The sequence below is a fragment of the Halomicroarcula saliterrae genome, from assembly GCF_031624395.1.
GTDB classification, from domain to species: Archaea; Halobacteriota; Halobacteria; order Halobacteriales; family Haloarculaceae; genus Haloarcula; species Haloarcula saliterrae.
Genome location: NZ_JAMQON010000005.1, coordinates 133,986 through 158,869 on the forward strand (window position 1 = coordinate 133,986; position 24,884 = coordinate 158,869).

At 57.9% G+C, this 24,884-nt stretch carries 20 protein-coding genes, 1 rRNA gene and 3 pseudogenes; 10 read left to right on the forward strand and 14 right to left on the reverse strand.

Annotated elements, in window-relative coordinates; genetic code table 11:
* Positions 1–223 precede the first annotated feature (223 nt).
* Both NDI56_RS16790 and rrf read left to right on the forward strand, forming a co-directional pair.
* Positions 224–1,198 carry a hydroxyacid dehydrogenase gene (locus tag NDI56_RS16790; RefSeq protein WP_310920828.1) on the forward strand — a complete coding sequence of 325 codons (975 nt, stop codon included), beginning with the start codon at positions 224–226 and terminating at the stop codon, positions 1,196–1,198.
* A gap of 192 nt (positions 1,199–1,390) precedes the next feature.
* A 5S ribosomal RNA gene (gene rrf, locus NDI56_RS16795) occupies positions 1,391–1,512 on the forward strand.
* Between the two features lie 36 nt (positions 1,513–1,548).
* Here rrf and hisI read toward each other — a convergent pair.
* Both hisI and NDI56_RS16805 read right to left on the reverse strand, forming a co-directional pair.
* Complete coding sequence (gene hisI, locus NDI56_RS16800) at positions 1,549–1,926, reverse strand: phosphoribosyl-AMP cyclohydrolase (RefSeq protein ID WP_310920829.1); 378 nt, start codon at positions 1,924–1,926, stop codon at positions 1,549–1,551.
* Between the two features lie 51 nt (positions 1,927–1,977).
* Positions 1,978–3,315, reverse strand: coding sequence for an RNase J family beta-CASP ribonuclease (locus NDI56_RS16805; RefSeq protein ID WP_310920830.1), 1,338 nt, complete (start codon positions 3,313–3,315; stop codon positions 1,978–1,980).
* 280 nt (positions 3,316–3,595) lie between these two features.
* Between NDI56_RS16805 and NDI56_RS16810 the strand changes: the two genes are divergently transcribed.
* The gene (locus NDI56_RS16810; RefSeq protein WP_310920831.1) at positions 3,596–3,730 is read left to right on the forward strand and encodes a hypothetical protein; all 135 of its coding nucleotides are present in this window, start codon (positions 3,596–3,598) and stop codon (positions 3,728–3,730) included.
* Between the two features lie 291 nt (positions 3,731–4,021).
* Here NDI56_RS16810 and NDI56_RS21905 read toward each other — a convergent pair.
* The 3 genes and pseudogenes from NDI56_RS21905 to NDI56_RS16820 all read right to left on the reverse strand — a co-directional run.
* A pseudogene (locus tag NDI56_RS21905) lies at positions 4,022–4,498 on the reverse strand (DUF7504 family protein); the annotation flags it as partial.
* A 411-nt stretch (positions 4,499–4,909) separates the two neighbouring features.
* Positions 4,910–5,224: an enolase C-terminal domain-like protein gene (locus tag NDI56_RS16815; RefSeq protein WP_310920832.1), complete on the reverse strand. Its 315-nt coding sequence runs from the start codon at positions 5,222–5,224 to the stop codon at positions 4,910–4,912.
* Between the two features lie 128 nt (positions 5,225–5,352).
* Positions 5,353–6,528 carry a Fic family protein gene (locus NDI56_RS16820; protein ID WP_417936030.1) on the reverse strand — a complete coding sequence of 392 codons (1,176 nt, stop codon included), beginning with the start codon at positions 6,526–6,528 and terminating at the stop codon, positions 5,353–5,355.
* Positions 6,529–6,717: 189 nt separating this feature from the next.
* On the opposite strand from NDI56_RS16820, the pseudogene NDI56_RS16825 reads away from it, so the two are divergent.
* Positions 6,718–7,317, forward strand: a pseudogene (locus tag NDI56_RS16825) (DUF6610 family protein); the annotation flags it as partial.
* 919 nt (positions 7,318–8,236) lie between these two features.
* Here NDI56_RS16825 and NDI56_RS16830 read toward each other — a convergent pair.
* Positions 8,237–8,967, reverse strand: a pseudogene (locus NDI56_RS16830) (hypothetical protein); the annotation flags it as partial.
* Between the two features lie 348 nt (positions 8,968–9,315).
* Here NDI56_RS16830 and NDI56_RS16835 point away from each other — a divergent pair.
* Positions 9,316–10,338, forward strand: a complete 1,023-nt coding sequence (locus tag NDI56_RS16835; RefSeq protein WP_310920834.1) for an outer membrane protein assembly factor BamB family protein — start codon at positions 9,316–9,318, stop codon at positions 10,336–10,338.
* Positions 10,331–11,620: an outer membrane protein assembly factor BamB family protein gene (locus NDI56_RS16840; RefSeq protein WP_310920835.1), complete on the forward strand. Its 1,290-nt coding sequence runs from the start codon at positions 10,331–10,333 to the stop codon at positions 11,618–11,620. Before NDI56_RS16835 ends, NDI56_RS16840 begins: the two co-directional genes overlap by 8 nt.
* A 323-nt stretch (positions 11,621–11,943) precedes the next feature.
* Here the strand turns inward: NDI56_RS16840 and NDI56_RS16845 are convergent, their stop codons facing one another.
* On the reverse strand, positions 11,944–12,564 hold the full coding sequence (locus tag NDI56_RS16845; RefSeq protein ID WP_310920836.1) for a DUF7509 family protein: 621 nt from the start codon (positions 12,562–12,564) through the stop codon (positions 11,944–11,946).
* Positions 12,565–12,662: 98 nt separating this feature from the next.
* Here NDI56_RS16845 and NDI56_RS16850 point away from each other — a divergent pair, with 98 nt between their 5' ends.
* The gene (locus tag NDI56_RS16850; protein WP_310920838.1) at positions 12,663–13,073 is read left to right on the forward strand and encodes an ArsR/SmtB family transcription factor; all 411 of its coding nucleotides are present in this window, start codon (positions 12,663–12,665) and stop codon (positions 13,071–13,073) included.
* Between the two features lie 65 nt (positions 13,074–13,138).
* On the opposite strand, the gene NDI56_RS16855 is transcribed toward NDI56_RS16850, so the two are convergent.
* Together NDI56_RS16855 and NDI56_RS16860 are read right to left on the reverse strand one after the other, a co-directional pair.
* Entirely contained in the window at positions 13,139–13,954 is an 816-nt protein-coding gene (locus NDI56_RS16855; RefSeq protein WP_310920839.1) for a helix-turn-helix domain-containing protein, read from the reverse strand.
* Positions 13,955–14,079: 125 nt separating this feature from the next.
* The gene (locus NDI56_RS16860) at positions 14,080–14,253 is read right to left on the reverse strand and encodes a hypothetical protein (protein ID WP_310920840.1); all 174 of its coding nucleotides are present in this window, start codon (positions 14,251–14,253) and stop codon (positions 14,080–14,082) included.
* Between the two features lie 184 nt (positions 14,254–14,437).
* Here NDI56_RS16860 and NDI56_RS16865 point away from each other — a divergent pair, with 184 nt between their 5' ends.
* From NDI56_RS16865 to NDI56_RS16875, 3 genes are all read left to right on the forward strand, one after another.
* The gene (locus NDI56_RS16865; protein ID WP_310920841.1) at positions 14,438–15,283 is read left to right on the forward strand and encodes a hypothetical protein; all 846 of its coding nucleotides are present in this window, start codon (positions 14,438–14,440) and stop codon (positions 15,281–15,283) included.
* Between the two features lie 331 nt (positions 15,284–15,614).
* Entirely contained in the window at positions 15,615–16,100 is a 486-nt protein-coding gene (locus NDI56_RS16870; RefSeq protein ID WP_310920842.1) for a cupin domain-containing protein, read from the forward strand.
* 342 nt (positions 16,101–16,442) lie between these two features.
* A complete protein-coding gene (locus NDI56_RS16875; RefSeq protein ID WP_310920843.1) occupies positions 16,443–16,718 on the forward strand; it encodes a winged helix-turn-helix domain-containing protein in 276 nt (91 codons plus the stop codon).
* A gap of 556 nt (positions 16,719–17,274) precedes the next feature.
* On the opposite strand, the gene NDI56_RS16880 is transcribed toward NDI56_RS16875, so the two are convergent.
* From NDI56_RS16880 to NDI56_RS16900, 5 genes are all read right to left on the reverse strand, one after another.
* The gene (locus NDI56_RS16880; RefSeq protein WP_310920844.1) at positions 17,275–18,843 is read right to left on the reverse strand and encodes an Hsp70 family protein; all 1,569 of its coding nucleotides are present in this window, start codon (positions 18,841–18,843) and stop codon (positions 17,275–17,277) included.
* A 235-nt stretch (positions 18,844–19,078) separates the two neighbouring features.
* Positions 19,079–20,593: a J domain-containing protein gene (locus NDI56_RS16885; RefSeq protein WP_310920846.1), complete on the reverse strand. Its 1,515-nt coding sequence runs from the start codon at positions 20,591–20,593 to the stop codon at positions 19,079–19,081.
* Positions 20,594–20,969: 376 nt separating this feature from the next.
* Positions 20,970–22,199: a hypothetical protein gene (locus NDI56_RS16890; protein WP_310920847.1), complete on the reverse strand. Its 1,230-nt coding sequence runs from the start codon at positions 22,197–22,199 to the stop codon at positions 20,970–20,972.
* A gap of 161 nt (positions 22,200–22,360) precedes the next feature.
* Positions 22,361–23,434, reverse strand: coding sequence for a hypothetical protein (locus NDI56_RS16895; RefSeq protein ID WP_310920848.1), 1,074 nt, complete (start codon positions 23,432–23,434; stop codon positions 22,361–22,363).
* 481 nt (positions 23,435–23,915) lie between these two features.
* Positions 23,916–24,644: a hypothetical protein gene (locus tag NDI56_RS16900; RefSeq protein WP_310920849.1), complete on the reverse strand. Its 729-nt coding sequence runs from the start codon at positions 24,642–24,644 to the stop codon at positions 23,916–23,918.
* Positions 24,645–24,884 lie beyond the last annotated feature (240 nt).

Below are 24,884 nucleotides of genomic sequence, written 5' to 3' on the forward strand. Positions count from 1 at the left end.
AGCGTGGCAGCCGCAACGATAACCCAGAGTGACCGACGTCGGCTCGGTGTAATCCACACGTATCGCCGTTTAGTGGCCACCAATTCGATGGTTTCGGTTCCAATTACGACTCGTCTAAAACAGCGCTCTCCTCGGGGAGCCGAGATACTGAGTAGCGCACGACAGAACACATCCAAGCTGCCAATCTACACCCTTTTGCGCTTCCTGCCTGAACGGGAAGTATATGGCTAGAACGTGGGATATTCTGGTTCCGGAACAGATAGATCCGTCCGGACCGGAATCGGTCGCCGACTTTGCGGAGTGTACGGGTATGGACGAGTACGGGAGTGTCGAGGCTGCGCTCGCAGATATCGGACGGTACGATGCTGTCGTCGTCAGAGTCGCAGAACTCGATGCGGATGTGCTTGCGCGAGCGGATAGATTGCAGATTATCGCGAAACACGGCGCTGGCCTCGACAACGTCGACATCGACGCGGCCTCGGAGCGTGGAATCGTCGTCTGTAACACGCCCGGCGCGAACTCGCGGTCGGTCGCAGAACACGCCCTCTCACTGCTGTTCGCCCTCCGGCGAAATCATCGAAGTGCCGATCAGCACGTCCGCGACGGTGGCTGGGAGCGGTCGGCGTATACCGGTCGAGAACTGACCGGAGATACGATAGGCCTGTTTGGATTCGGTGCAATCGCCCGAGAAGTCTCAGATCTGGCCCACGGCATCGGTCAACAGGTTATCGTGTACGACCCATACGTTTCCGACGACGACATTCCAACCCGAATGGGCCGAGTTTCGAGCCTCCAGGACCTGTTCGCCCGATCGGATGCAGTAAGTGTTCATGCACCGCTCACTCCGGAGACCCGGCACGCAATTTCGACTGAAGAACTGAGAGCACTCGGTGAGCGCGGCGTCCTGATCAACACGGCCCGGGGAGCGATTGTCGACGAAGAAGCGCTAGTCGAGGCACTTCGGACAAATACGTTGGGTGGTGCCGGTCTAGACACGTTCGAGAGCGAGCCGCCAGGAGAGGACCATCCGCTGTACGCCCGAGATAACGTCCTCTTGACCCCCCACGTCGGTGGCGTGACCGAGGAAGCCTTAGCCCGGATGAGTCAACGAGCAACAGCGAACATTCGGACTGTCTACGAGGGTGGAATACCCTCGTCGACGGTGAATCGTGATGCCATCGGGGAAAGTACGGAATAGCTTTCGGGAACGCTGTCCGTGCGGATAAATACGGTTTCACGCTTCGACTACAACTCTACTAGAACTGGTCGTTCGAAGGCTCGTTATCACGGGCGGGAAGACAGAGAGTGATGCTGAACACGCGCTGTATCGCGAGGTTTATCCGTGGCATCACAGTAGATGTGGGTATCACGGTACGTTCCGTGGCAATTCAACGACGGCCACAGCGGTGGGGTACCTCCCGTACCCATCCCGAACACGGACGATAAGCCCACCAGCGTTTCGGCGAGTACTGGAGTGCGCGAGCCTCTGGGAACGTCGATTCGCCGTCTCCATTCATCACAGATCGTCAGTTGTCGACAGCAGCGACACTACTCGTAGACGTCGTCCGGATCAAAAACTTCCTCGCCTACGGTCTCACCGCCGAGTGTCCGATAGAAGCACGAATGATAGCCGGTGTGGCAGGCACCACCTTCCTGCTCGATGCGGTAGAGGAGTGCGTCGCCGTCACAGTCGACACGAATCTCTTCGACTCGTTGAACGTGTCCACTCGACCCACCTTTCTTCCAGAGTTCGTCCCGACTCCGCGAGTAGTAATGAGCCAGGCCCGTGTTCCGTGTCTTTGCCAGTGCATCGGCCGAGACATAGGCGAGCATCAACACGTTGCCAGTTTCCGCATCCTGTGCAACAGCTGGAATCAGGCCGTTTTCCCCGAATTCGAGTTCGACATCGAGTTGCTCACTGGGCATGCTATCTCGGTTACCAGCGATGGTGAAACAGTTGTTGCTTCGGACGGTCCGTTACTCGACGAGCTGGATGACGTTCCCGTTCGTCGTGACGTGCAGATCACGGCCGACTTTGTACCCCTGACTGGCGGCGAGATCGACGTATCCGGAGAACCCTTTCATGTCTTGGTGGGCTGGAATCACGTTCTCGGGCTGGAGAGCATCGAGCATCTCGTAGTGGCCCTCTTGGCTGAGGTGCCCCGAGACGTGGACGTCGTCGTAGATTCGGGCGCCCTGCATTCCGAGTAGGGTCTCGGACTGATATCGCTGGCCCACGTTGGTGGGCTCCGGGATGACTCGGGCGGAGAAGATGACTTTGTCACCCTGCTCAAGGTCATAAGAGGTTTCGCCACGGCCCATTCGGGTGAGCATCGCTCGCGGCTCTCCCTGGTGGCCAGTGACCACGGGGAGGAAGTTTTCTTTCCCCTCGTTCATAATCCGCTCGAAGGCTCGGTCGACGGACTGGCGATGGCCGTACATGTCGACATCGGGCATCGAAATCGCTCCCATTCGCTCTGCTGTCCCGGAGTACTGTTCCATCGACCGACCGAGCAGCACTGGCTCACGGCCGATATCACGGGCGAACTCCACGATCGAGGAGACTCGGGCGATGTGGCTCGAAAATGTCGTCGCCACGATACCGCCGTCGAAGTCCTCGAGGCTGTGCATCACATCTTGTAGCTGCTCTCGTGCAACAGCCTCGGATGGTGTCCGGCCCTTCTTATTGGCGTTCGTGCAGTCCTCGATGTAACAGAGGACGCCGTCCCGACCGATTTCGCGGAAGCGGTCCATATCGATCGGGTCGCCGATCACCGGCGTATGGTCGATTCGCTTGTCCAAGCCGTAGACGATTGCACCCTCTGGCGTATGGAGGACGGGATTTATCGCGTCGATGATCGAGTGTGTGACGTTGACGAACTCGAGTTCGGTGTGGTCACCGATAGACATCGTTTCCCCCGCCTCCATCGTGACGAGGTCGTTATTCACGGTGAATTTGTTTTCGTCCTGGATCTGATCCTCGACCAGAGCGATGGTGAACGGTGCCCCGACAATCGGGGCATCGTATCGGTGTGCGAGTTTCGGGATTGCGCCGATGTGGTCGAGGTGACCGTGTGTCGGGACGATAGCTTTCACCTCACCCGAAAGCTCCGACATAATCCGATCGTCGGGAATCGCACCCATGTCGATGAGATCGAGCGAGTGCATGCTCTCTGTCTGGAGGTTGTCGTGAATCAGTACCTTCGAGAGGTTCAGCCCCATGTCGAAGATGACGATGTCATCTCCGGCACGGACTGCTGTCATCTGGCGGCCGACTTCCTCATACCCGCCGATAGTTGCAATTTCGATTTCCATAGGTTGGGTCCGATCAGAGTGATCCCAGAACTCGTCAAAGTCCGCCTGATGAAGGAGAGCCGGTACGCAGATGGCGCCGCCAGCCGTCTAAACCGGAACAGCTGGTCAATGTGGCCAGAGTACGCAACCATCTCGGGGACAACGCGTATTTCGGTTGTGTAGAGGGTGACTGCCACAACGTAAATACTCGTGGATTCGAGACGCCCCGCTGAGACTCGAAACTCACTCCGATATGCGAGGACCCTGTATCGTTATATCAGTCGCGAGAGTGGTTTCGCGTATGCAATCCCGCATTATACGCGAAGAGACTGATAAGTCGGCCAGCGAAACCTCATCTGACGACTCCGGGGCGACAGACCGTTCCGCAGAGGCGGAGAAATCACTCGACGACATCATCGAGGCGTATACCGAGTAGCGCTACACGCATGAGCAGCGATTTCCAGCACCTGTCAGGAACCAGTTCACAACTACAGGAAGCGGTAGATACCATCGTTCAGTCGTTCGGACACCCCGATGCTATCTCTCTCGCTCATACACTCGAGGATGGGGTCAAACGAACCAGGCTCGAGATTACAGACGGCGATGAAAATGCCTGTTACGAATTAGTTTACGACGGACAGGACGACGATGCAGAACCGCAACTCAGACGAGTCGACGAAGCTGATGGGTCCCTAGAACTCTGACTTCCACTCGGCACCGAATCAAATCAGTTGTGGCGTCCCTTTCTCGTCTCGTAATCGAACGAGAGGCTGTTGGCAGATAGTTGGGTAACCCAGAGGATCCCATCGAAGAGACCGGCAATCGCTGCCATTATCTCTCTATCGTGAGCAGTGTAATCTATCCCGAAGATGCCAAGCCCTGTCTCAGAACGAAATCCAACAAGTCGCTCAACCACTGTCGCCACATGACCAGCTGGCACCGCGTCGAGAAATGGTGTGAGCGATCGAATTACCAAGTGACAAGCACCCTCTGGCGCAGTGTTCTCGGCGAGTTCTGATAGACCCACTACCAGTCGCTCTAGACCGCCCGGTGATGGAGTGAAGACGATGGGCGGTTCGCAGTAGAGGGCTGAAATAGACTGTTGGGAGGTCGTGTCGACGAGGCCGAGAGATGGTCGCTCCGTCTCTAGACTACTATACCGCTCAATTGTCTGCTTTGCACTCTCCGTTGTCGTGACAACGAGGCCGGTATCCTTCGCAGTTCCCTAGTCACAGAGAATCCGTAAACCAATCGCGTATTCAGCTGGAGCACCGGCACTAGCTACAAGAACAGAGGTACCGCTCTTGAGACTCTTAGGGAGCGGATCATTTTCCGAGAGATCTCTATTTCCGTGCGGTTCCGAGCCTCTATCCATGATTCAGCTATCTCCAGAACGGTGTGATGAGTCTGTCGAGCCAGCCAACTGGACAAGTGCCTGTGTGGGGTAGTACCTAGCTGTACATACTGGGCATTCGGCGACACGAACATGTCCCTGGCAGCTTATCGAAACTGGAAGTTTCCGTGGGTGGACCGTCTTTTTTGCGAGCTCTGTGCCACAAGCCGAACAGGGAAGATCTATTTCATTCATGAGTAGATGCGTGGGCCGTATCCAGTCCTATGAGCGGCGCCCGAACCTACCGCAGACTGGGGCATCCGACACGGCACATCTCAGAGCAGTATCAGCGAGGGACGCCCCCTCTGCGTCGAAAAGGCTGTGACTATCTTTGGGTTCACCGGGATACTGCCGCGCCGCCTCGGGGTCAAACTCCACGCCGAGTCCGGGCGAATCCGGCACCTCGATAGCCCCGTCCGAGACCTCGAACTCGTAGTCGAGGATTTCGTCTTCCCACGGGACATCGCGACTCATGTGCTCCAGGACTTCGAGGTTCGCGATGCCGGCACAGAGGTGGAGCGCTGTGGCCGTACTCACACCGGCGTTGGGATTATCTCGCCGCGTGGGATGGAGAAGCAGCAGAGACTGTTCGGGACCGGATCGAATTTCGCGGACGGCAACCAAGCTGATAGATTCGGTCGAAGAGTCGCGCTACTGGCGCCATGTCAATAGGTCTCTGGTGGTCGCTCGAGAATCTCGAAGATTTCTTTGGCACGATATTCCTGGTTTCGTGCCTGACCTGTGACCTCTTCGAGCACGCCGTCGTCCTGCAATGATGCGATAGCACGGTATGCGGTGGAGTGTTCGACATCGAACTGTTCAGCGACAGTTTGTGCTGTCACGTACGGCTGCTCGAAGAGCCAGCAGGCGAGCTGGTCGGCTGTATAGGCGACGCCGCCATACTGTTGGTCGTACTTCCGACGGAGTTGTTCGAGTTCGAGTGTCCGGATTACGGACTCCTCGGCCTGGTATCGGACTCCCGTGATGAAAAATTCGAGCCATGCTTCCCACTCACCGGCTTTCCGGACTTGCTCCATACGGTCGACGTATGTCTGCTTATTCCGATTGAAATATTCGCTCAGGTAGAGATTCGGTCGTTCGAGATAGTCCTGATCGTATAGCTGCAGGGTGATGAGGAGTCGGCCGAGCCGACCATTGCTATCGCCATATGGGTGGATTGTCTCGAATTGGTAGTGGAAGAGCGCGATATCGATGAGCGGCTGATAGGACCCGCCAGTCCGATAGTAGGTCAGTAGCGTCTCCATCGCGCCGGCTGCGACATCCGGTACCGGTGGGAGGAACTCGCCGATGAAATTGGGTGTGGTCTTGAACGCGCCGATGGTGTCGGTGTCGACGCGGTCATCCGGAACGCCAGTCAACAGGCGGTCGTGCAGTGAATGGAGAAGATCGATAGACAGTGGCTCATCCTGGTCGAGCGACTCGATGCCGTCCGCTAGCGCCTGTTCGTAGTTGAGAACCTCTTGAATATCCTTCGTGCTGTCCAGGCGAGGAGCTGTAGACTTCGGGTCGCCGGTCGAATCTTCAGCTCTCGTCTCGAAACTGTACAGCGCATTGTAGTCAACGTCAGCGCCTTCTATCTCAGCAGATTCGATCGCCTCCTTGCGGAGCAACGACGTGTACAGCACCGCCGGGAAGTCAACCTCAAGACTCAGCCCGCTGAGTTTCCCGAGCCAGTAGGTCGCATTTGAGAGCGTTTCGTAGAACCCGTTGTCAAGCACTAGTTCTTGGGCCGGCGGCAACGGATCTGGTTTGTAGTACGGTTGGCGACCGTACGGTACGAGTTCACCCGGTGCCCCATCTTCCAATTCGTCCACCCACATGCAATGAAGGACACTATACCGGGGCAGTATTTTAATCTAACTTCTCTATATGCAACTATGGCTTGATTATCGTTGTTCAAGTTGCAAAGTCGTTTACGGACTGCAATCTCTTGTCCGTGACGTTCTCTCTTTATTGATTTTGTGGCGCGCTGGCCAGCTGGGCGCGCCGGTGGGCGTAGTCGGTGTTCCATGTCTTCAGAGGCAACTCACTCTTGGTCAGCAACGGCCATCGACGACGCACAGCGGGCCGAGTGGGTAGGATTCCTCCCTCGCGAGCCGTTCGTCGTCGACGCCTATCGGCTCGGATTCACGGTCGGTGGTCGCGAGGACTACACGTACCAGTCGTCGCTGCGGAACGTTGATCTCCCAATCGAGATGCTGGACAACGACTTTCGAAATCCCGACCTCGACCGGTATATCGAACGATTCGAGCGATATGAACTGTCGGTCGGCGTTCTGGGCGATGCGTAGGACCCCGAGGAGGCTCGGGAGTACAACCGCACAACGCGGGAACTCAGCTCGAAGTTTCCCGAGACGGAACTCATCGTCGTCCCGAAGTGCCGAGAGGCAACCGACGTGATCGCCCAGGATATGGTGCTGGGCTACCCGATGGGCTACTCGGACATCACCGCCGAGGAGCACACCAACATCGTCGACTGGCGGGGTCGGCGGGTGCATCTGTTGGGCGCGAGTCCCCCGAAGCAGTATCCGCTGATCGAGGAGCTCACACAACCCCGTGTCACCGGAGAGGAGCCGGCAAACATCGTCGGCGTGGACTGGAACGGGATAATCCGTCTTGAGTGCAGCGCGAGGTGCCGGGCAGGTCGCCGACGGCGCCGAGTATCTCATCGCGACCGCTCGGACCACGTACACGCCCCCCGCGAACTACGGCTTCGACGACTGGGACCCGCTGCAGTCAGGGTGGCTGTCGAACCACTGGAACAACCCGCTGTTCTCGGCCCGACTGCTTTCTCGACCTCTCTCGACGCTGTCCAGCGGGTATCAGCACGCTTCGGAGCGATACACGCTGTACTTCGGCGGGTATGAGCCACTGCATCTGGAGAGGCCGGAAGGTGGCATCGTAATCGCTGAACGGACACCACGACTGTACGTCCGTTACAAAAGGCTTCTCACACCTGTTAGCCGAGTACATGGGATTGTTCGATACAGGCAAAGCACTTACTGGAGCCGTCGGAGAGTTCAGTCGTGAAGCGGCGACAGTTCCTTTGTGGTACTGCGGGTGGGGGAATCAGCCTACTAGCGGGCTGTTCCTCTACTGGCAGTAAGGAGTATGCAACGATGCAGGAACTCAGTTTCGTAAATACAGAATCTACTGCGGTCCCAGTGGAGTTACGGATAGAACGCACTGATACCGGTGGAGTAGTTCATACGGAGACTCGTGCGCTGACGGTAGATCCTGATTGGATTATCATCGATTGTGTCTGGCCAGATGCACCATTGATAGTAATGGCTCGTCATGAAGATGGCGAATGGAATAGCTTCAGTACAGAAGATAGAGACGGATGTGTTGGTGTCATAACTACAGTAGAGGACCAGAGAACGTCTCTTTATGCGAATAGCGCTGAGTGTCCAATCGATGACCCGAGTTGCCACGCTGATTAGCCAAGTAGATGGATTGACCTCCTCCCGCGCCTGAAGTCGCGGGAATCCCGCCATGGGATTTCAGACCGAGTTCGGCCCTAAGGTTTCAAGACGCATACGTTCCAAGCGCCTCTTGCTGGGTGTCAGCATCGGCTTGGCTGTCTTGTGGCGCGGTCAAACGCGCCCCATCCTCAGCCGAGTCCTCGTCGTTCTCGTGTTCTCTGGAACGACTCTCTCCGCTGCGGTAGCGGTCTGCGATGTTCACTGCTCCGTTCACGTCGTCTATCTGGTTCCACAAGTCCTCCCCAAAGGATTCTGCGATACGCTCGCTCTCGCGCTTCTGGAGCCTTAGCGGTGAAGTAGGTCTCGTGGAGCCGCCGAACGGCTTTCGCCTCGTCGGCCCACAGTTCGGGTGCGGTCGGGCAACCGCCGTCGTCGCGGTGACACACCGTGACGAGTGACGCTTCCGCAATACGACACCGATGGGCGTGCGTTCTTTCGCGGACACCTCGGAACCATCCTCTACGTCGCGGATGGCGGTGACGTGGAGAACCACGTTCCGTCCCGCTCGAATAGCCGACTCTCGCCCATCTCAGCGTCACCAGCGGTCAACGCTTCAAGCCAATCCCGTTGTTCGGGGTTTGGTTGTGCTGGCATCCAGCGATGGTAGTCCTCGTGATGCGGGATTTTGACGTACCACTCGATAGCGTTCTCGGGCTTATGGTCGATTCGTCGCCCTTCGTTGGTGAATCGAACAGGGTGGTTGTCGTGGAGTTCGCCCGCGTTGTACGTCGTCGTCAACTGCGGGACGTACTGTTTGAGTGCGTTCTTCGCGTACGATGGTTCGTACACGGTCAGCAACCTCGCCCGCTAGTACCGAGTTCGAATCCACGCATGAATCAGTTCGGGAGTATAGCAGGGACAGCAAAGTCCCAAACTAGGTTCCCTGATTCGCATATCCGGCGCCTTCCCCTCGGATTCGCCCTCTTGTTCTCCCCAAGCCAAGACTGATATCAAAGCCACTGTAACAGTTGTTAAATGCCCTCCTTGACACGCCGTACTGCCCTGGGAGTGGTAGCCGGCCTCGTTGGCAGCATCGCCGGCTGTGCCGGTCTTCCAGGCGATGGGTCATCTCCCATTCAGCGGTCGTGGCATACTGGGTTTCGCGATCCGTCATCCGTCGCGATGACCCGCTCTGGCCACCTTCTTGCTGGTTCACACAGTCCGTTCCGAGACCGGCCGATTGTCGCCGGTCTGGATGTCCAGACCGGTGAGACCACGTGGACTATGACAGTGGGCAAAGGTGAGAAGTCGCCCATCGGCGTCAGTGACGGACGGGCCTACGCTATCTCGAAGGCTGAAACGATGGTCGCCGTCGATGCGGCTTCGGGTGAGACCATCTGGCAGCGCCCGCTCGCGCCAATCGACGAGGCCGACCCTGGAGTCGTCGAGTTCGCCCCCATTCCGCTGAGTGATCGAATCGTGGTCCCGATCTCCGGCACCGAGGACGACGTGCCCGATCGGCTGGTCGGTGTCGACCGCGCGGACGGGACGACGCTGTTCACTCACGCTCTGTCCGCTTCACTGTCGGGCGCTCCCGGCGCGACCGCCAGTGGTGTCGTAGCACCGCTGGTCAACGGTCGCGTGCTCTTTCTCGACCGGAGCGGGGCGGTCAGGTGGACGCGGGAGGTTGGCGCCCCCCTGTCCGCTGTCGGAACCACCGACGAGACCGCATACCTCGGTGCCGCTACCGAGGAACTGCTGGCGCTGGACACTACGACTGGGACTGTCGCCTGGCGCGCCCCACTCGATAACACCGTGTTCGCACGCCCGCTGGTGACCGACGAGCGGGTATACGTCGGTGGTGCGGACTACGCCCTTCGGGCGTTCGACGCGGCCTCCGGGCAGCAACTGTGGCACGACGACCTCGCGAACGCCGTGACCCACGGGCCGTTGCAAATTGACGACCGGCTCGTCACACTTGTCGGCGGGCGACACCGGATCCGCGGCCCTAGCGGGGCCATCCCGTTTAGCCCGACCGTCCTCTACGTCCACGAGCAGGACGGCACGCGTCTCCGAGAGGTCAAGTTCACTGGCGACTTCGAGGGGGGCGGTGTCGAATGGGCACAGGCAGCTGACGAAACCGTCTATCTGGGGCAGACGTTCGGGCTGACACGGGTCGCGCCGGAGGCGATCACCGATGCGTGAACCGGACGCTGCCGCCGACGAACGGGCGCCGTTACGGAACGTGACCGAGCAACAGAGTGGCACCGGCTGGTCGCGCCGTCGGGCGCTCGCCGCAATTGGGTCGGTGGGGACACTCGGGCTGGCCGGGTGTAGTCTACCGTCGGTGACAGCCGGCGCCGATCCCCTCTGGGTGCGTGAGTTCACCGCCGCCTCGGCGGCGGGTCCACCGGCTGCGACCGATGACCACGTCGTCGTCGGTGGCCAGGACAGACGACTCCACGGATTCACGGCCGACGGAGAGCGGGTCTTCACCGTCGAAACTGGTGGGCCCATCGAAGCACGGCCGGCTGTCCCGGCATCTGGGGGTCCGGTCCACGCCCACAGCACCGACGGTGACCTCTACACGGTCGGGCTCTCGGGCGAGGAGCTGTGGCACGTAGAGGGGCAAGCCAAGAACGGATGGCTCGGTCGCCGAGGCTCGCTGCTGGTCGGCACAGATTCGGTCGCTGAGACGGTCGTCGGGTACGATGCACGAACCGGCACACGTCGGTTTCGACGGCCCGGCCGAGAGTACCCCTTCCCGATACTCAGTGACGAAGCCTGCATCCTCCATGTCGATCTCCCGGACGGCGACGGGAAATTAGTGACGCTCGCGCCGACAACTGGGGAAGTACTGTGGGAGTCGACACCTCGCGACAGCTATCCCTACATTGTGGCTGTCGGTGACCGGGTCGTGACGGTTCGCGATTCCACCGTGCGGATGCGCCACGCCCGTGATGGGCACGTCCTGTGGGAGGCCTCAGTCGCCGGCAAGGTGACCAGCCACGCCGGTCCGCCAATCTGGGTGGGCGAGCACGTCTACGTCCGGGCCGACCGTGACGATCGCCCGGACGAGCTGGTCGCCATCGACCGTGACGAGGGGACCGTAGCCTGGCGTCGGCGAGTGGGGGCCGAACTCGAGACGGTGACCGCTACCACGCAGGCAGTGTTCGTTGCAAGCTCGGTCAACGACCCCGACGGTGGCATCCTCATCCGCCTGGATGCTTTCGCCCTCGGTGGCACCCGGCGCTGGCAGACGACGACTGACATCGCGATCGGTGGGACGGTCGAAGCGCTTGGGCGTGTCGGTGACGTTCTCTTTGCGGCCAGCGAAAACAAGATCGCCGCCTACGATCCTGCCAGCGGAACCCGCCGGTGGCAGTACGACCCGGAATCCTACCGGATCGGCGTATCAGCGGCCGATAGCGCGCTGTACGTTTCCCTCCGTGACAGCGGTGGCATAGCACGGCTCCCGACGAGTTGATACGGTACTGCTGGATACCTCCTTGTCTGCATGAAAGCCTCACGACGTTGGCGGTCGCTGAGTTGACCCCAGCAAGCGCCAGCGCTGTGCCTTTTTCAGTCCCACCACGGACAGCACTGGTGAACCATCGTGACCGACACGCATCGTACCAAAGCGACAATTGGGACCGGCGACTATTGTCGGACAAACGCCCTTGGAAAACATTCCATCGACCGAAGAACTGGCCGACACGACAGGTCAGTCGACAGGGAAGCTCCTGAAAGACCGTTCGGCGGCCTCAGAGATGGCTTGCGGGTCGACTGACGAATAGTACCATCGAACTTTCACCCCAGATGACCCAGATCTCCCCGTCGTTCGCGGTGCATTACCCCGCCGGCGAACCGGCGTAGTTTGGTCACAAGTTCGGCTTCAGTCTCGTACGTCTCGACGCGTAGATCCCACCGCACTGGTGCCGACCGAATCATCGCACTCGTTACGTCGTCCTCGTGCATGAAAATCAACCGTTCACCGTGGGTATCGGCGATGTTTGCGAGGACGCTGCCTGCTTCTTCCCCAACGCCGAAGTTGTGGCCGAGGAACGGAACCACGAACGCGGTTGCGTTGCTACACCGTGCGTACTCGATGCTCTGAGTCACCGCATCCACGTCCTCAGTATCGATGTCGACATCGAGCGCGAGAAATGCATTGACTCCGGGGTCAGTTCGAAGGGCACCCTGAATACGTCGCAAGAGTGCCTGGGCCTCGTTGATATCGTCCTTGTTCTGGAAGAGTCGTCGGAGGGGGCCGGGGAGATCTTTAGTAGTGATGTTGCGACGTTCCTCTTCGCTGAGTACGTAGTTGAGGTTGAACGACTTGTACGGCCCCATCACGTAGAAGAGAAACCGGTCGTATGTTACATCCCCGAGCCGGCTAGCGATTCGGTCGCGCGTGATCTCGACAGTCATTGGTGGGCGTATTCAGCACCACTATATAAAAAGAGGTGTTTTTGATAATTACTGGCTTGACAACGACTAAGCGTACCCGGCTCGAAACGTGGGGTACGATGGCGACGGACCAAACGGGGGCGGTCAACGGGGACGCTCCAGACGACCCAGAAGACTTGCTGCCCGAGGAGAGCGTTCTCAGTCTCGACGAGTATCTGGATATGCACGCGGCTGTCGGCCACCGCACCCGCTACGAGATTCTCTATCGGCTCGTCCACAGCGGTGCAATGAGTCCGAAGGAGCTCGAGGACGCACTCGAAATCGACGATAGTACGCTTCACTATCACCTCAACGAACTCGTTGACGTCGGCCTCGTCGAAAAACGCCAGCGAACGGAGCGGGGTCAGGACGGACTATACACGTATTATCGGGCGACCGTGTTTGGCGAGGTGACACTCACCGACGGCGTCGATGCGTTGATCGGGGGAGAGCAGGCGTTCGGAGAGATGTACGACAGTTCGAGTAACTGACCGAAATCACCGCCACTAGGATAATTGATGTATTGACACTTGTGGGAGATAGGGCAGGCACTGTCTCAATCGGTCCGACCATCGGGGTTTTCCGGCTCAGGTCCGCCGAGTAGGGTCTCTTCGATGAGCGTGCCCATCCCTCGTCGCAGTCGCTCGGACAGCGCCTGGTGGGATACCTCACAGTCGTCCGCGACCCCCTCCAGGTTCCTCTTTCTCGGGACGTCGAAGTAGCCCTGCTGGGCCGCCCGCACGAGCACCTCGCGCTGTCCCTCGGTCAGTCCTGACCGCCAGTCAGGTTTGCCCTCTGTCTCCCGTATCGAGGTTACGTCGAACGGGAGTCCGTGCTCCGTGGCGAACCTGTGGGTCTGGGAAAAGTGCTTGCGGGTCGGGTACAACACGGTAAGATACCACCGGTCGTCCCGGCAGTGGATGTCGAGCACCGTCGCTTTGCTGTTCGTCATCATCTCCAGCAGAGTGCGAACACGGTCGACCCACTCTATTCGGAACAGGTGGTTGGTGCCGTCGAACGCCGAGAGACACGATACCGACTCCACTGTCGAGTCATCAGTGAGAGCGTCGTCGATTGCGCTTCGGTCGGCCCCACGCATCCACACCAGCGGCATCACTGATCTCTCGCCGCTTTGAACGAGCCGCTCACACTTCACGCTGAGACCCGGAACGGTCGAGAGGGTATGGTGCAAGGCGAACTCCTCGGCTGGGACCGTCCCGTCGACAATAGTTGGCATGTCTAATTGTAGCCTGTCTGAGTGAATGTGCATAGCGCCTAAGATTTTAGACACCGTCGAGCGCTGAACACCCCACTGGAGACGTACGGACGACCACTGGAACCGACGAGTCAGGCCGACAATGAGGAGTGCCATCAGTAAGGTCCCGACGAGCGTTTCGACGCTAGCGACCGCCCGCGCCGCTGTTCCAACGGGTTGAACGTCGCCGTGCCCGAGCGAAGGTAGGTAACGATCGCCGAGTGGGTGCCGACCCGTCGGCACTAGCGATTTGGCGGCCAGTTACAGCGGGTACAGCGGTCCCCCTCGCCCCGGTCGATGTGATCGCGGAGTGTCGCCCACGCCCCCTCGATGGTGGCACCATCCGGGTCGGCGCCACAGCCGCGGCTCCCGATGAGATGCCAGATGCTCGAGGACTCTGTCTGGGCTGCGTGCATGGCTACTGGGTCTCGGGTAAGCGGTATATATCTGCCGAGGCGGTACCGTGGCGTGGTACCGCTCACTCTCGCTGACGGATTGGGCGCTACTGGCTTTATTTCGGGCACGGCGTTCGACGACATCTCTCGGGGGCGTTGTGTGTCGCCCACGACCTTTACCACCACTGGGCGTGTAGCTCGGAGTGTGAAGCAGTGTCCCGAGACACCGACGCTCGCTGACACGGAGGCGTTCTCCGGGCACGTCTGGGTACAGGAACTCCCGACCGGGGCGGCGTTCCGATTCACCGTCGCTCCCTCGGGATTCGTCACGTTCGCCACGGCCGATGGGTCCTTCGATGTGGCGGCGTCGGTGCCGGTGGCGTTCCAACGGGCGGCCCGCCTGATCGACGACGAGCTGGATCGGGACGCGTTACAGGCTGCGACGGATGCCCCGAGCGAGATCACGTTCTGTGGCATCGCCACCCGCAACGAGGGTATCGAGTACGACTGGGAGTCAGTACCGGCGTTTGTCGGTACCGACGTGTGGTCCGGGCGGTCGGAGTCGTTTCTGTCACCGGACGCGGCGACCGGAGTCTTCGAGCGGTTGGGGCTACCGACGCTCCCGGCAATCGAGAAAGAGCGGCCGGCGCCACACACTGATCTGGCTCGGTTCGAAGAGTCGGCCGGGTTCCCGCCGTCCGCGTGGCGTGACGGTCCGGCGGCCGGCGTCCTGATTCGTGACAAGGCCGGCGGTCGTGCAGCGACGTGGCGTGTCCAGCCCAGCGACGCCCCGTCGCCTTCGGAGCAACCGTCCGCTGGGGAGTTGGCGGCGGAGTATGCAACGGTCGAGCGGATCGAACAGACAGGTGCGGCGGTGGACGACGACGGCGCCTCGGTGACGGTGGATGCGATTCGTGACCGGCTCGTTGCAGACGTCGTCCGGGAGGCGTACGCGGAGCTCTTCGCGGACGGTGAGTTCGTCGCATCACTCACTGCTTTCGAGTCGGCTGTCGCCGAACGGGTACAGCAGCACCAGTTTACGGCCGAATAGGGGCTGGTACAGGGTTCCCATCACTCGGTCCACTCCGTCGGGAGGTCGGTGCCGATGCAGACAGAACCCCCGACCGGCTCACAGAGACCACTGATAACGTGTGGCCCGACACGTGCGCCTCTACTGCCCGTATGGCAATTGACGAGGGCCTCGAAGCAACTACAGTCGGCGACCAGTGGACGGTGACGTCTCCTGTTCGGTGACGGCGGGTGGCCAACGGGGCGATACCGCCGCCACATCGGTCAGTACGGCTCAGTTAGCCCCGGTTCTCTCTATCTCTAATTTCACCGCTGTACGAACTACTAATATGTATACGACTAACAACAGCCGTGTGACTGGGTTCTCAGAGCCGGCGGCCGGCGGGTCGGATGGGCAGGCGTATCGGTTTCTGGACACGCTCGCGTACGTGCGGGTCCCGAGCGCTGCAACTGATGGCCAGCAGTCGGTCGTCGAAATGCACCTGCGTGCGGGACACGCGCCGCCGATGCACATCCACGAGCACGCCGACGAAACGATACACGTCCTCGACGGGGAGGTGACGGCACACACGTCGAGCGATGCCCACACGATCACGGCCGGTCAGTCGGTGGTCTTGCCCAGTGGTGAGCCACACAGCCTGGTCGCCGAGTCCCAGGCCGAGATTCTCACGACGACGTCGCCCGGTGGATTCGACGAGTTCGTCGTCGCGCCCAGTGAACCGGCAGACGCGGCGGTCGTTCCGACGAAGCCGCCAAGCGAGACCGCTATCGGCCGGGTAACCGAGTCCGCTCCTGCGCACGGAATCGATATCGTCGGCCCGCCGCCGGGCCGCGAATAGTTCCGGCTGCTGGCACCTCCAGAGCGCCGCTGGACCGGGATAACTGCGTTGTCTGTGCTCGGACGAGCGATGTCACGAAAGTAGCTACTCGGTCTCTGGTTCGTGTCGTCGGTGCTTCGTGGGGTGTTGGTATCCGTGGTACACCCGGGATTGTCGCTCACGATGCATCGTCCGGAGCGATTTAGAACCTGCGTTCTGCCCGGTAAGCATCGCCTTCTCACGTATTGCAGCCGTTATTCTCAGAAGGTGAATTATACTTAACCACCGTTCCCGTCTCAGTCTACCGTATGACTGTTGTAACCCATCTTTCAGAACGTAGCTGTCCCCACTGGAGGGTCGAGAATGACGGATGAGTGGGACGATGTGAGTTTCGTCATCAGCTCTCGGTACCGTGTTGCCACGCTCGAACGGTTGCAAGCTGGCCCCGCCACACCGTCACTCATCGCCACAGACACCGACTTCAGTATCGCTCACGTCTCTCGCGCGCTCCAGGAACTCCAGGAGGAGGGGCTGGTCACGTTACTGGTCTCCGAGAACCGACGCAAGGGGCGTGTGTACGGGCTGACAGAGCAGGGAGAAAGCGTCATCGAGACCATCCAAGCCGAGAACATGGCATGATGTGTCGATAGTATCGGTTCCATTTGAACCGAGCAGCACGTCGGGTCCGGGTTCTGGGTACTTGCTAGTGGCAACAGTAGGATCCACTCGATTGTAGAGAGACAGTCGAGGCGACAGTTGTCGGCAGTCGGAGAGTCACACCGTCGGCCAGCCGGCCAGCGAGACCGTCGGCGTCTTGTCCCAGCGCGGGGCTGCCGATCGACTGCGAAGCCACTGACCAGCGTGTACACAGCTTGGGACCGACGGCCGGATAAGATATTATGGCTGTGGAACCCAACTGCTGCCGCTGGACGGCGCGCTTGGTCCTCTCTGTACCGGAGTAGAAGGGAATCGCCGAACCGTTTGTGGATGATGAGCGGTTGTATCGTCTCGCTGGGATTGTATCGAGAGTGTCAGTAGAAGCCTCGGGATTACCCGTAGGGGAGTTCTCTCAGAACGACAGCGTCGATGGGTGGTGGTCTAACGCGTTCCGTCGTCACTTCGACTCTCTCCCGCCGAGTTTTGCCAGATTCACCGCACGTTGTTCACACCATCGCTCGTCGACATCGCCCGCCAATCACGTTGCGCCTTCTTGGTCTGGCAGCGCCTTCTGCTTCCCCTCTAGTTCTTTCTCGGAGAGATGGAAGATACTCTCGAAGGAGGCCTGAACTTCTTCCCCGGTTTCTTCGTCTCTGGCTTCCACAGCGAGAGTGCCGTCAACGTCGATCTCGAAGGTGACAGTCGCTGTGACACCGCCTCTCGGTTTCGGGTTGCGAATTTCGAGCCGAAGGTTCCCGATATAGGTGTTCTCTTCAGCGTTGGCGTTATCGTGTACTTCGCCCTGATGGATGCGCACGTTCATGGTTTCCTGCCCGTCGTGAGCGTTCGTATATTCATCGTCGGCGGTGGCCGGAATAGCCTCGTCCTGTTCGATAAGCGCGTCGAGAGAGCCGTCGGCCAGCTCCACACCGAAGGACTGTGGCACCACTTCAGTCATGAGTACGTTCGAGGCATCTCCTGGCAGGATATCGGCGATATTCTCTCCGGCAGTTTCACTGATGTCGGCGAACATCGCTGCTCCGATGGCTACTGCTTCGTCGGGATTGACCTTCTTGACCGGATCCTTCCCGAAGTACTCTCGCGTAGCGTCTTCACACTGAGTCATCCGAGTGCTCCCGCCGACCAGCAAGACGGTATCGACATCATCAGGTGAGTAATCTACCCGGTCGAAGAGTCGGTCACAGCAGTCGAGCGTGTTTTCCAGGAGATCGCTCGTCAGCTCTTCAAACTGGTCCCGGGTAAACTCGTTCTCGTAGTTGTAGCTCTGCTCCGGGACGACGAAAGGAATCGTGATATTTGTGGATTGAGACTGCGAGAGGGAGTGTTTTGCAGTCACCGCAGCGTCACGGACGCGTCCATATTGCTCGCGATCTTCTGCGACATCAACACCGGTGTCTTCTTCGATCTGGTCCGTAATCGAGTCGACGATTCGAGAGGTCCAGTCTTCACCGCCGAGGTCGTGGTCTCCCTCAGTTGACTTCGTTTCGAGGTTGGAATAGTCGCTAGCGATATCCACTAGTGTCGCATCGAACGTTCCCCCACCGAGGTCATAGACGAAAGCGAGCTCTTCGTCCTCTGCGTCGACTTCCTGCTGGCCCTCTTTGACACCGTAAGCCAGGCAGGCGGCACTGGGTTCTTTTTTGACACCCTCGACCGTTACTCCTGCGATTTCGCCAGCGTTCTTGGTTGCCTGGATCTCTTTTTCGGAAAAATATGCAGGGACTGTGATGACGACGGAGTCGACATCTTCACCGAGATAATCTTCGGCATCTGCGACTAACTTTTCGATAATGAGTGCTGATACCTGCTGTGGGTCGTAGGACTCGCCGTGCGCTTCGATTTCCCAGCCGTCGTTGTCCATTTCACGCTTGACCTGTTCGACAGTCTGCTCCGGGTCTGTTATGAGTTTGTTCACCGCCTCTTTGCCAACGACTACCGCTCCTTCGTCGGTAAAAGAAACTACAGATCGAGTGGTCCGGTTGCCGCTGCTGTTGGGAATAATCTCCGGTTCGTTCATCGTTAGAACTGCCATCGCACTGTTCGTCGTCCCGAGGTCAATGCCGACTGTTCGGCTTCTATCAGACATCTCTCTAATTTATTAGGTATCCCCCTACTTGAACCCACTGAGCAACTCACTAATTACCAGATACACCGCAGTAACGCTATGAAAATCTAGCCTATCTATGCATCTATAAAAAATGTTATTTCTCCGGTCCTGCGGTACCAGACGTAAGCGAGAGGCATGGGTGCACCGAGAACGCACTCGGCTCGGGAGGACGACATCGTGGCACTCGAAGATCGCGACGTGTTCTGATTAGGGCTCAATCTCGAACGTAATCGACCCCTCGCACCACCTCTGTGAGAACGAACAGCCCCGCTCCAGCTATCAGCATTATCTGTATCGTGAATTCGAGCGTGGAAGGCAAGCCTGTGTTCTGCCAGATCCTGATAAATTCCTCACCGATCTCGGTCCAATACATGTTGAATAGTAGCACGTGAGCGCTGCCGATTGCTGTAGTGGTTGCTGCTAACCAGACAGCAACTGACGTGAAGAACAACCGGTCTAACGAAACTGTGACGACACGCGCTAAAAAGAACAAAGCGAACAGACCTCCCAGCACACTCGTCTCTAGCGTTTCTGGGGCGATTGTACGGAGGTCTCCAAAGAAATAGAGGAGAGGGACGAGTGGTACCGCAACTAGGGACCATCGGAGGGCGATATGTCTCTGGGAGCCCAACTCGTCAGTGTCGTCTCCATCAAATACACTCAGGCCGACTTCGTAGATGAACAGCCCGATGGCGCCGGTGAGCCAGACAATTCCGACACCCAGCAGCACCAAGCTGCCGTTGTAAATGTCGCTTCCAAGCCCGCCGGTCACTGCGATAGATATCGGTGTTAGTAATTCGACGAACCAGTTCAATATTCCGTAGAAGAACGAGATGATCGCTCCAGCTATGAGCATAATAACTGCCAAAACAACCCACACTAATTGGCCGATAACGACGCCGATACCGATACCGATTCCTCCGACACCATCAGAAACGAGTGCCATCAAATGACTCGTTACCGCTGTTTGAGCTGTTAGTTCGACGGAATCTGTCCCGTTGTCCTCGCTCTCGTCGAATCCTGATGCCGTTTTGTCTTCATTCGAACCCGCGGACTGCGTTGTCGAACTCTCCCAACCACCCGTAGAATCTCGACCGGATGTCTCCCCCTGCGAATACGCGGTCCCAGAAGTTGAGGACGTCCCACCTTGCGAGTACGAGGTACTAGAAGCTGAAGTAGAACGTTCAGAACCCGTGTCTGTCGACGCCTCCGATTCGCGTGTCGAGCCGCCACGACTTTTTCCACTGTTAGTCTCCGATGTAGAACCGGACGAGGAGTCGTTCGAAGAACTCGATTTCCCCGGTGACGATGTGTCGTATTTGTATCTGGAACTGTCCGTCGTGTCCGTTTCTGACTCTGTCTGTGAGGTCGACTCCGACGCTGAACTGTCCCCATCTTCGATTCTTAACCACGCGTTCGGCGATAGTGTCGTTTCACTCTTTTGCCAATTTTCGTAGGCATCGGCCCGGGAACTGGGAACTGCCCGGTGGAAGATATCGTACTGTTCTCTTAGCTCCGGGTCTGTGAGTACCTCTCTCGCATCTTTGACTCGCTGTATCTGTGCACTTATGTCGCTCTCATCGCCTGTTCTCGCGCGGATTTGGTACTCACGGTAGACAGCATCTGCAGCGTTTTGCAGTTCCTCTGCGCTGAAATCTGGAGCGGCTGCTATCCGGGAATAGTAATCTCCCGCGTTCGGTGTGGCATCTTCGACGTCTATCCGGTCCATAGTATCATATTTAGAACAGGCTAGATAGCCTGTGAGTAGTAGCTATATGATGATTTCTCCCTTTGCATATAAGGTCTCTTATAAATTTCAGCGTGGCAGTCGACTGACGACCCAAACTTCGACCTGCCTGCTCGATTTTTTGCCTCAACCGGAGGCGGTCGGCGAATACATCGACTTCGGTCTCGGTTGTCATCGATAGCAGTTTTAGAACGGTTTCCGCTTGCTGGGCCCCGTTTTATCTGATTGTCCAGTCGCTGCCTGCCGTTCTCACAGTCTTCGTCGTTCCGATGAATATGCTTCTTTGGTATCTCAGTACGTAGCTACTCGTGTCAGGACGTATCGGTAACCCAACTACCGGCAATTGAACCGATACGGGCTACTGAATTTTGATATTTGACTTCGTATGGCCCACCTCGGAATTCGCTAACGCAGATGCGCCATGAGAGGGGAGTGTTTTTCCACCGAATCCGCCGGTGATTCTGACTTTCGCATTTGAATCCACAGTTTCGTTCGGGTTACTCATAGTGCCCCAGTCAGCTCCCTGTGTACTCCACCAGTGTAACACCGGAACCGTTCGGGCTGGAAACCCGCCAGTAATCACTATATCGATATCTTCCAACGAGTCAAGCCCGGCAGATGACAGGGCCTCCTGGATCCGATCGTTGTATCCCTCCATCCGTAACGACGCGTACCGCTGGAACGTCGATGAAGAGATGGTGAGCACTTCACCACCTGCCCCGGTAAACACTTCTGGAATCCTGATTTGAACTGTTTCGTCCCCTTTTGTGAGCAGTTGCTCGATACTCTTCGACAGTTCTCTCTCCAGAACGACCTCTAGAGCCTGCAGTTCGTGTGAGGGAACATCGAAATCTTTCGTCTTCAATAACTGGCTGACAAACCCGCGTTCCCACGTTTGTTTGAACGCGCTAGCTTCCAGCGATAACTGACGATACTGACTGTGGTCGACCGAGATTACTGCAGCATCGATGAATGTGGCACCCATGTCGACGGTAAGAAGTACTGCGCCCTCTCGCGGGTTCTGCGAGTAGTGTGGGTCTTTGATTCGGTGGTGTTCCCAGTATCCGATTGCGGTCGCGACTGGTGAACTGAGACGACAGACGACATCGAAGCCAGCGTCCCGGAGGAACTCTTCCAGTAAATCCCTGTTTGTCTCGTCAATCCACGGGCGAAACGGGATCGCAATACGCCCCTCCCAGCCGTCGACATCCGTCTCGATGCGGGTATACAGGTGCTCGAAGAACTCCCGTCGGACGGCCCCTGGCTGCCCGTGATCTAGCGGTGGCAACTTTCCGTCCCGGGTTTCCTTGCTGATCATAAACGGGGTCAGTATATCGACCACGTCGGCTCCCCGGTCCAGGAGCTCTCCCGCCTGAGTGCCAGCGGCGATCTCCTCGCCAAGTATGGCCCCCTCCGTTGGGACCAGTAACTTCCCATCGGACCCTGTGATAGTAATCATGCCAGAGTTGTCGGGTTCGAGCCCTCCAAGGTACGTTACTGAGCTTCCGATATCGACACCAATAACGGGGTCCTTATCCGCTTCGCCGAGCCCGAAAATCATACCTGCCTCCCGGTGGCCCCGGTCCATCTCTGGACCACCCCCCTGATTGAACTCCGCAACGAAAGGAGGTGTTTGCCGGCCAAGGTGGTCTGAATTTGCGTGTTGAACGTGTCTGTGTTGATAGCTTTCATGTGGCGGTATTAGTCCGTGGTTCGTTGGTTCACGTGTGAGTCAAACGGCTGGTGACGCTAGAGGAGGAACTGGTAGACACCGACTCCGAGAAGGAGCAATAGCGCTCCACCTATCACCCACGGAACCAGATTTCGGGCTCCGGATTTTGGATACGACTGGGCTCTAACTGACCCCTCTACGTCGTACAGTTCCCACTCTTCATCGCCGTAGCTGTAGTCGATACGGGTAGCATCGACGTGGCGCCGCTCTGTTTGCGTCCGAACGACGGTTTCGGTGTCCAGTTCTGCGACGTCGTTCCATGTCTCTTCTGTCTTGAATTTCGTCCCCCTTTCGCGAGTTATGTATTTTTCCGGAACACCGATGTCACTCAGTCCTTTCTCCGAGGTTTCAGTTTCAAATTCCACGCTTCCCACATCAGCTGTAACCAGTTCACACTCCCCCTGACAGACCCCACAGACGACGATCGTCGTCCCGCCACAGGTCCCGCAGGTGACAGTCCCACCTCCGCCACAGTTCGTGCATCGATGTTCACCGGAACCACTGCAACTGTTACACATCACGTGGCGGTCGCCGTTACAGGTCGCACAGGTTCGCTTCTCGTCCCCGTGGCCACGCGTGCCAGAGGCGCCACAGTCCGGACAGCCGATCTGCCCTTTCGGTCCGGTACTCGTGTACCCCGAGCAGTTGCTACACGACTCCATTCCGTTGCCGTTACACGTCCCACAGCTAACTTTGCCGTTTGAACAGGTCGAACACCGCGTTTCTCCGGCACCGGAACATTCGTGGCACGTATCGACACTGTCCGGTTTACAGACGTACTCGACCGTCGTGTCAGGAAATTCTGACCTTGCAAGGTCGTATCTGTCCTCGAACGACGTTCGATTATTTACTGCTGCGTCGTATTCGCTCGGAGGTGTTCTGATCGTTTCTCGGTTTTCGACGGCCGTGATTTCCTTGACGATATGTTTCTCACACCGCTCTGGAGTTACGTCACTAACTGTCGCCCGGTCGGTGAAATCGTTCGGGCGCTTCCAGCTATCACCGAACTCCCTGACGGCAGCCCTTGCGGATTGGGCCTGATTCGGGTCGTCGCCAGCCGTCCCACGGTCTTGTGCAGTTGATTTTGTCATGAGTTGTCTGTGTCACCTGGTGCTCGATCCAGCGATACCTGCGAGCGGGGAGTGGTCAGATGATTCTGAACAGCGATCACCCGACGAAACCGGGCCCGACTCAGGTTGTGGTCGTTCTGCTCGGGACTGTGATTTCGTACTGCTTGCCGGTCCCGATCGTCGGTCCCCATCGATGCAGTTGGCTCCGCTCGGACGCTGGCATAGCACTTGTCAGCATCTGGGGTAACGACCGCCATTGTTGACTAGTGGCGGACCAGTCGGGTAGTCGAGACGGATGCTTCTGAGAAAGACGTGCCATCGAGTGCGATGCAGTTCCGATAGAGCATTACAAATAAGGTATGGTGGATACGAATATATATATATAATTTTTCTTACCGACAGAAATAGTAACAGTGGAGTGTAGTGGAATTACCGAAGCTAGAGTTTCTGACATATCGATGCTGACAACTCACGCGGTGTAGCTACAGATTCGAACGTTCGCTTACAGTCCATCCAATCGTCTGTGCAGTTCCAGCCGTTCAGATTGGTCTTCCCGTTCGTACGCTCCCAAATCCGACGAGACGACGGAGTCGACTAACGGATCGAGTAGCAACTCGATGGCGAGCACTGCCTGCTGTTCAGCAGCGGTAATCTCGATGTCGATTAGATACGGTGCCAACAGAACCTCTGTAGGATTATCCACGTCCATTCTGTCTTCGAGCAAAAACACCTGTAGCGGATTTTCTGATTCCTCCTCAGTAAGGGGCCTGATGTATCCAACGCCCGGCTCCTCGATGAGCTGGTCGACATACTTCGAGAACTCGTTTTCGATGGCCACGTACATGGCTTCGAACCTGTCGTCCGGACCGAAAACGGGTTCATCGAATTGCCCCCAGTCAGCGGCGATATTGTCACCTTCCCGAGTGAGATTGACTGTTAGAACCTCGTACTCTGGCCCGAGACTCCGCGTTGGTTCTATATCCTCGACGTAGTCGGAATCGAGCAGTTCATCAGTGAGTTCGGCGCTCCCGTCCGATTTGACGTAATACTGAAAGAAGCCCGGTTCACCCCCTTCCGGCGGGTAGTAGATGGCGGCTACGAGACAGTCTTCGACATTGAGTACCCACTTCTGTAGCTTCAACTCCATCTGCAGCGCAGATTCCTCTTCGACCTCTTTCCGTTTCTGATTTAATCCCTCTACTTTGTCCTTTACCCCGTCGAATAGTCCCATGCGCCGACTTTAGTACTATATTATTTATATCTAATCGGCAAATAATCAGTTTCAATAATCGTGTCTCGATTGTCGGTAGACCCGTTTGTTTGACAGATATGTCTCCCGAGTGTCCCCATCGTCGAGAGGATAACTGGCGTATCCCACTGCCTCGGGCGAAATGGCGATACAGGAGATGCTGCAACGCTTCCTCCCGGACGTAATCGGCGAAATAGGGCTGACAGAGGGCATACGATTACG

Excerpts from the sequence above, each read along its gene's own strand:
- NDI56_RS16890 (WP_310920847.1), bottom strand. The coding sequence starts at position 22,199 with ATGGACCGGGGCCACCGGGAGGCAGGTATGATTTTCGGGCTCGGCGAA.
- NDI56_RS16805 (WP_310920830.1), bottom strand. The coding sequence starts at position 3,315 with ATGGAAATCGAAATTGCAACTATCGGCGGGTATGAGGAAGTCGGCCGC.
- NDI56_RS16895 (WP_310920848.1), bottom strand. The coding sequence starts at position 23,434 with ATGACAAAATCAACTGCACAAGACCGTGGGACGGCTGGCGACGACCCG.
- NDI56_RS16860 (WP_310920840.1), bottom strand. The coding sequence starts at position 14,253 with ATGCACGCAGCCCAGACAGAGTCCTCGAGCATCTGGCATCTCATCGGG.
- NDI56_RS16900 (WP_310920849.1), bottom strand. The coding sequence starts at position 24,644 with ATGGGACTATTCGACGGGGTAAAGGACAAAGTAGAGGGATTAAATCAG.
- NDI56_RS16835 (WP_310920834.1), top strand. The coding sequence starts at position 9,316 with ATGACCCGCTCTGGCCACCTTCTTGCTGGTTCACACAGTCCGTTCCGA.
- NDI56_RS16820 (WP_417936030.1), bottom strand. The coding sequence starts at position 6,528 with ATGTGGGTGGACGAATTGGAAGATGGGGCACCGGGTGAACTCGTACCG.
- NDI56_RS16810 (WP_310920831.1), top strand. The coding sequence starts at position 3,596 with ATGCAATCCCGCATTATACGCGAAGAGACTGATAAGTCGGCCAGCGAA.
- NDI56_RS16880 (WP_310920844.1), bottom strand. The coding sequence starts at position 18,843 with ATGTCTGATAGAAGCCGAACAGTCGGCATTGACCTCGGGACGACGAAC.
- NDI56_RS16875 (WP_310920843.1), top strand. The coding sequence starts at position 16,443 with ATGACGGATGAGTGGGACGATGTGAGTTTCGTCATCAGCTCTCGGTAC.
- NDI56_RS16850 (WP_310920838.1), top strand. The coding sequence starts at position 12,663 with ATGGCGACGGACCAAACGGGGGCGGTCAACGGGGACGCTCCAGACGAC.
- NDI56_RS16855 (WP_310920839.1), bottom strand. The coding sequence starts at position 13,954 with ATGGCACTCCTCATTGTCGGCCTGACTCGTCGGTTCCAGTGGTCGTCC.
- hisI (WP_310920829.1), bottom strand. The coding sequence starts at position 1,926 with ATGCCCAGTGAGCAACTCGATGTCGAACTCGAATTCGGGGAAAACGGC.
- NDI56_RS16840 (WP_310920835.1), top strand. The coding sequence starts at position 10,331 with ATGCGTGAACCGGACGCTGCCGCCGACGAACGGGCGCCGTTACGGAAC.
- NDI56_RS16845 (WP_310920836.1), bottom strand. The coding sequence starts at position 12,564 with ATGACTGTCGAGATCACGCGCGACCGAATCGCTAGCCGGCTCGGGGAT.
- NDI56_RS16790 (WP_310920828.1), top strand. The coding sequence starts at position 224 with ATGGCTAGAACGTGGGATATTCTGGTTCCGGAACAGATAGATCCGTCC.
- NDI56_RS16885 (WP_310920846.1), bottom strand. The coding sequence starts at position 20,593 with ATGGACCGGATAGACGTCGAAGATGCCACACCGAACGCGGGAGATTAC.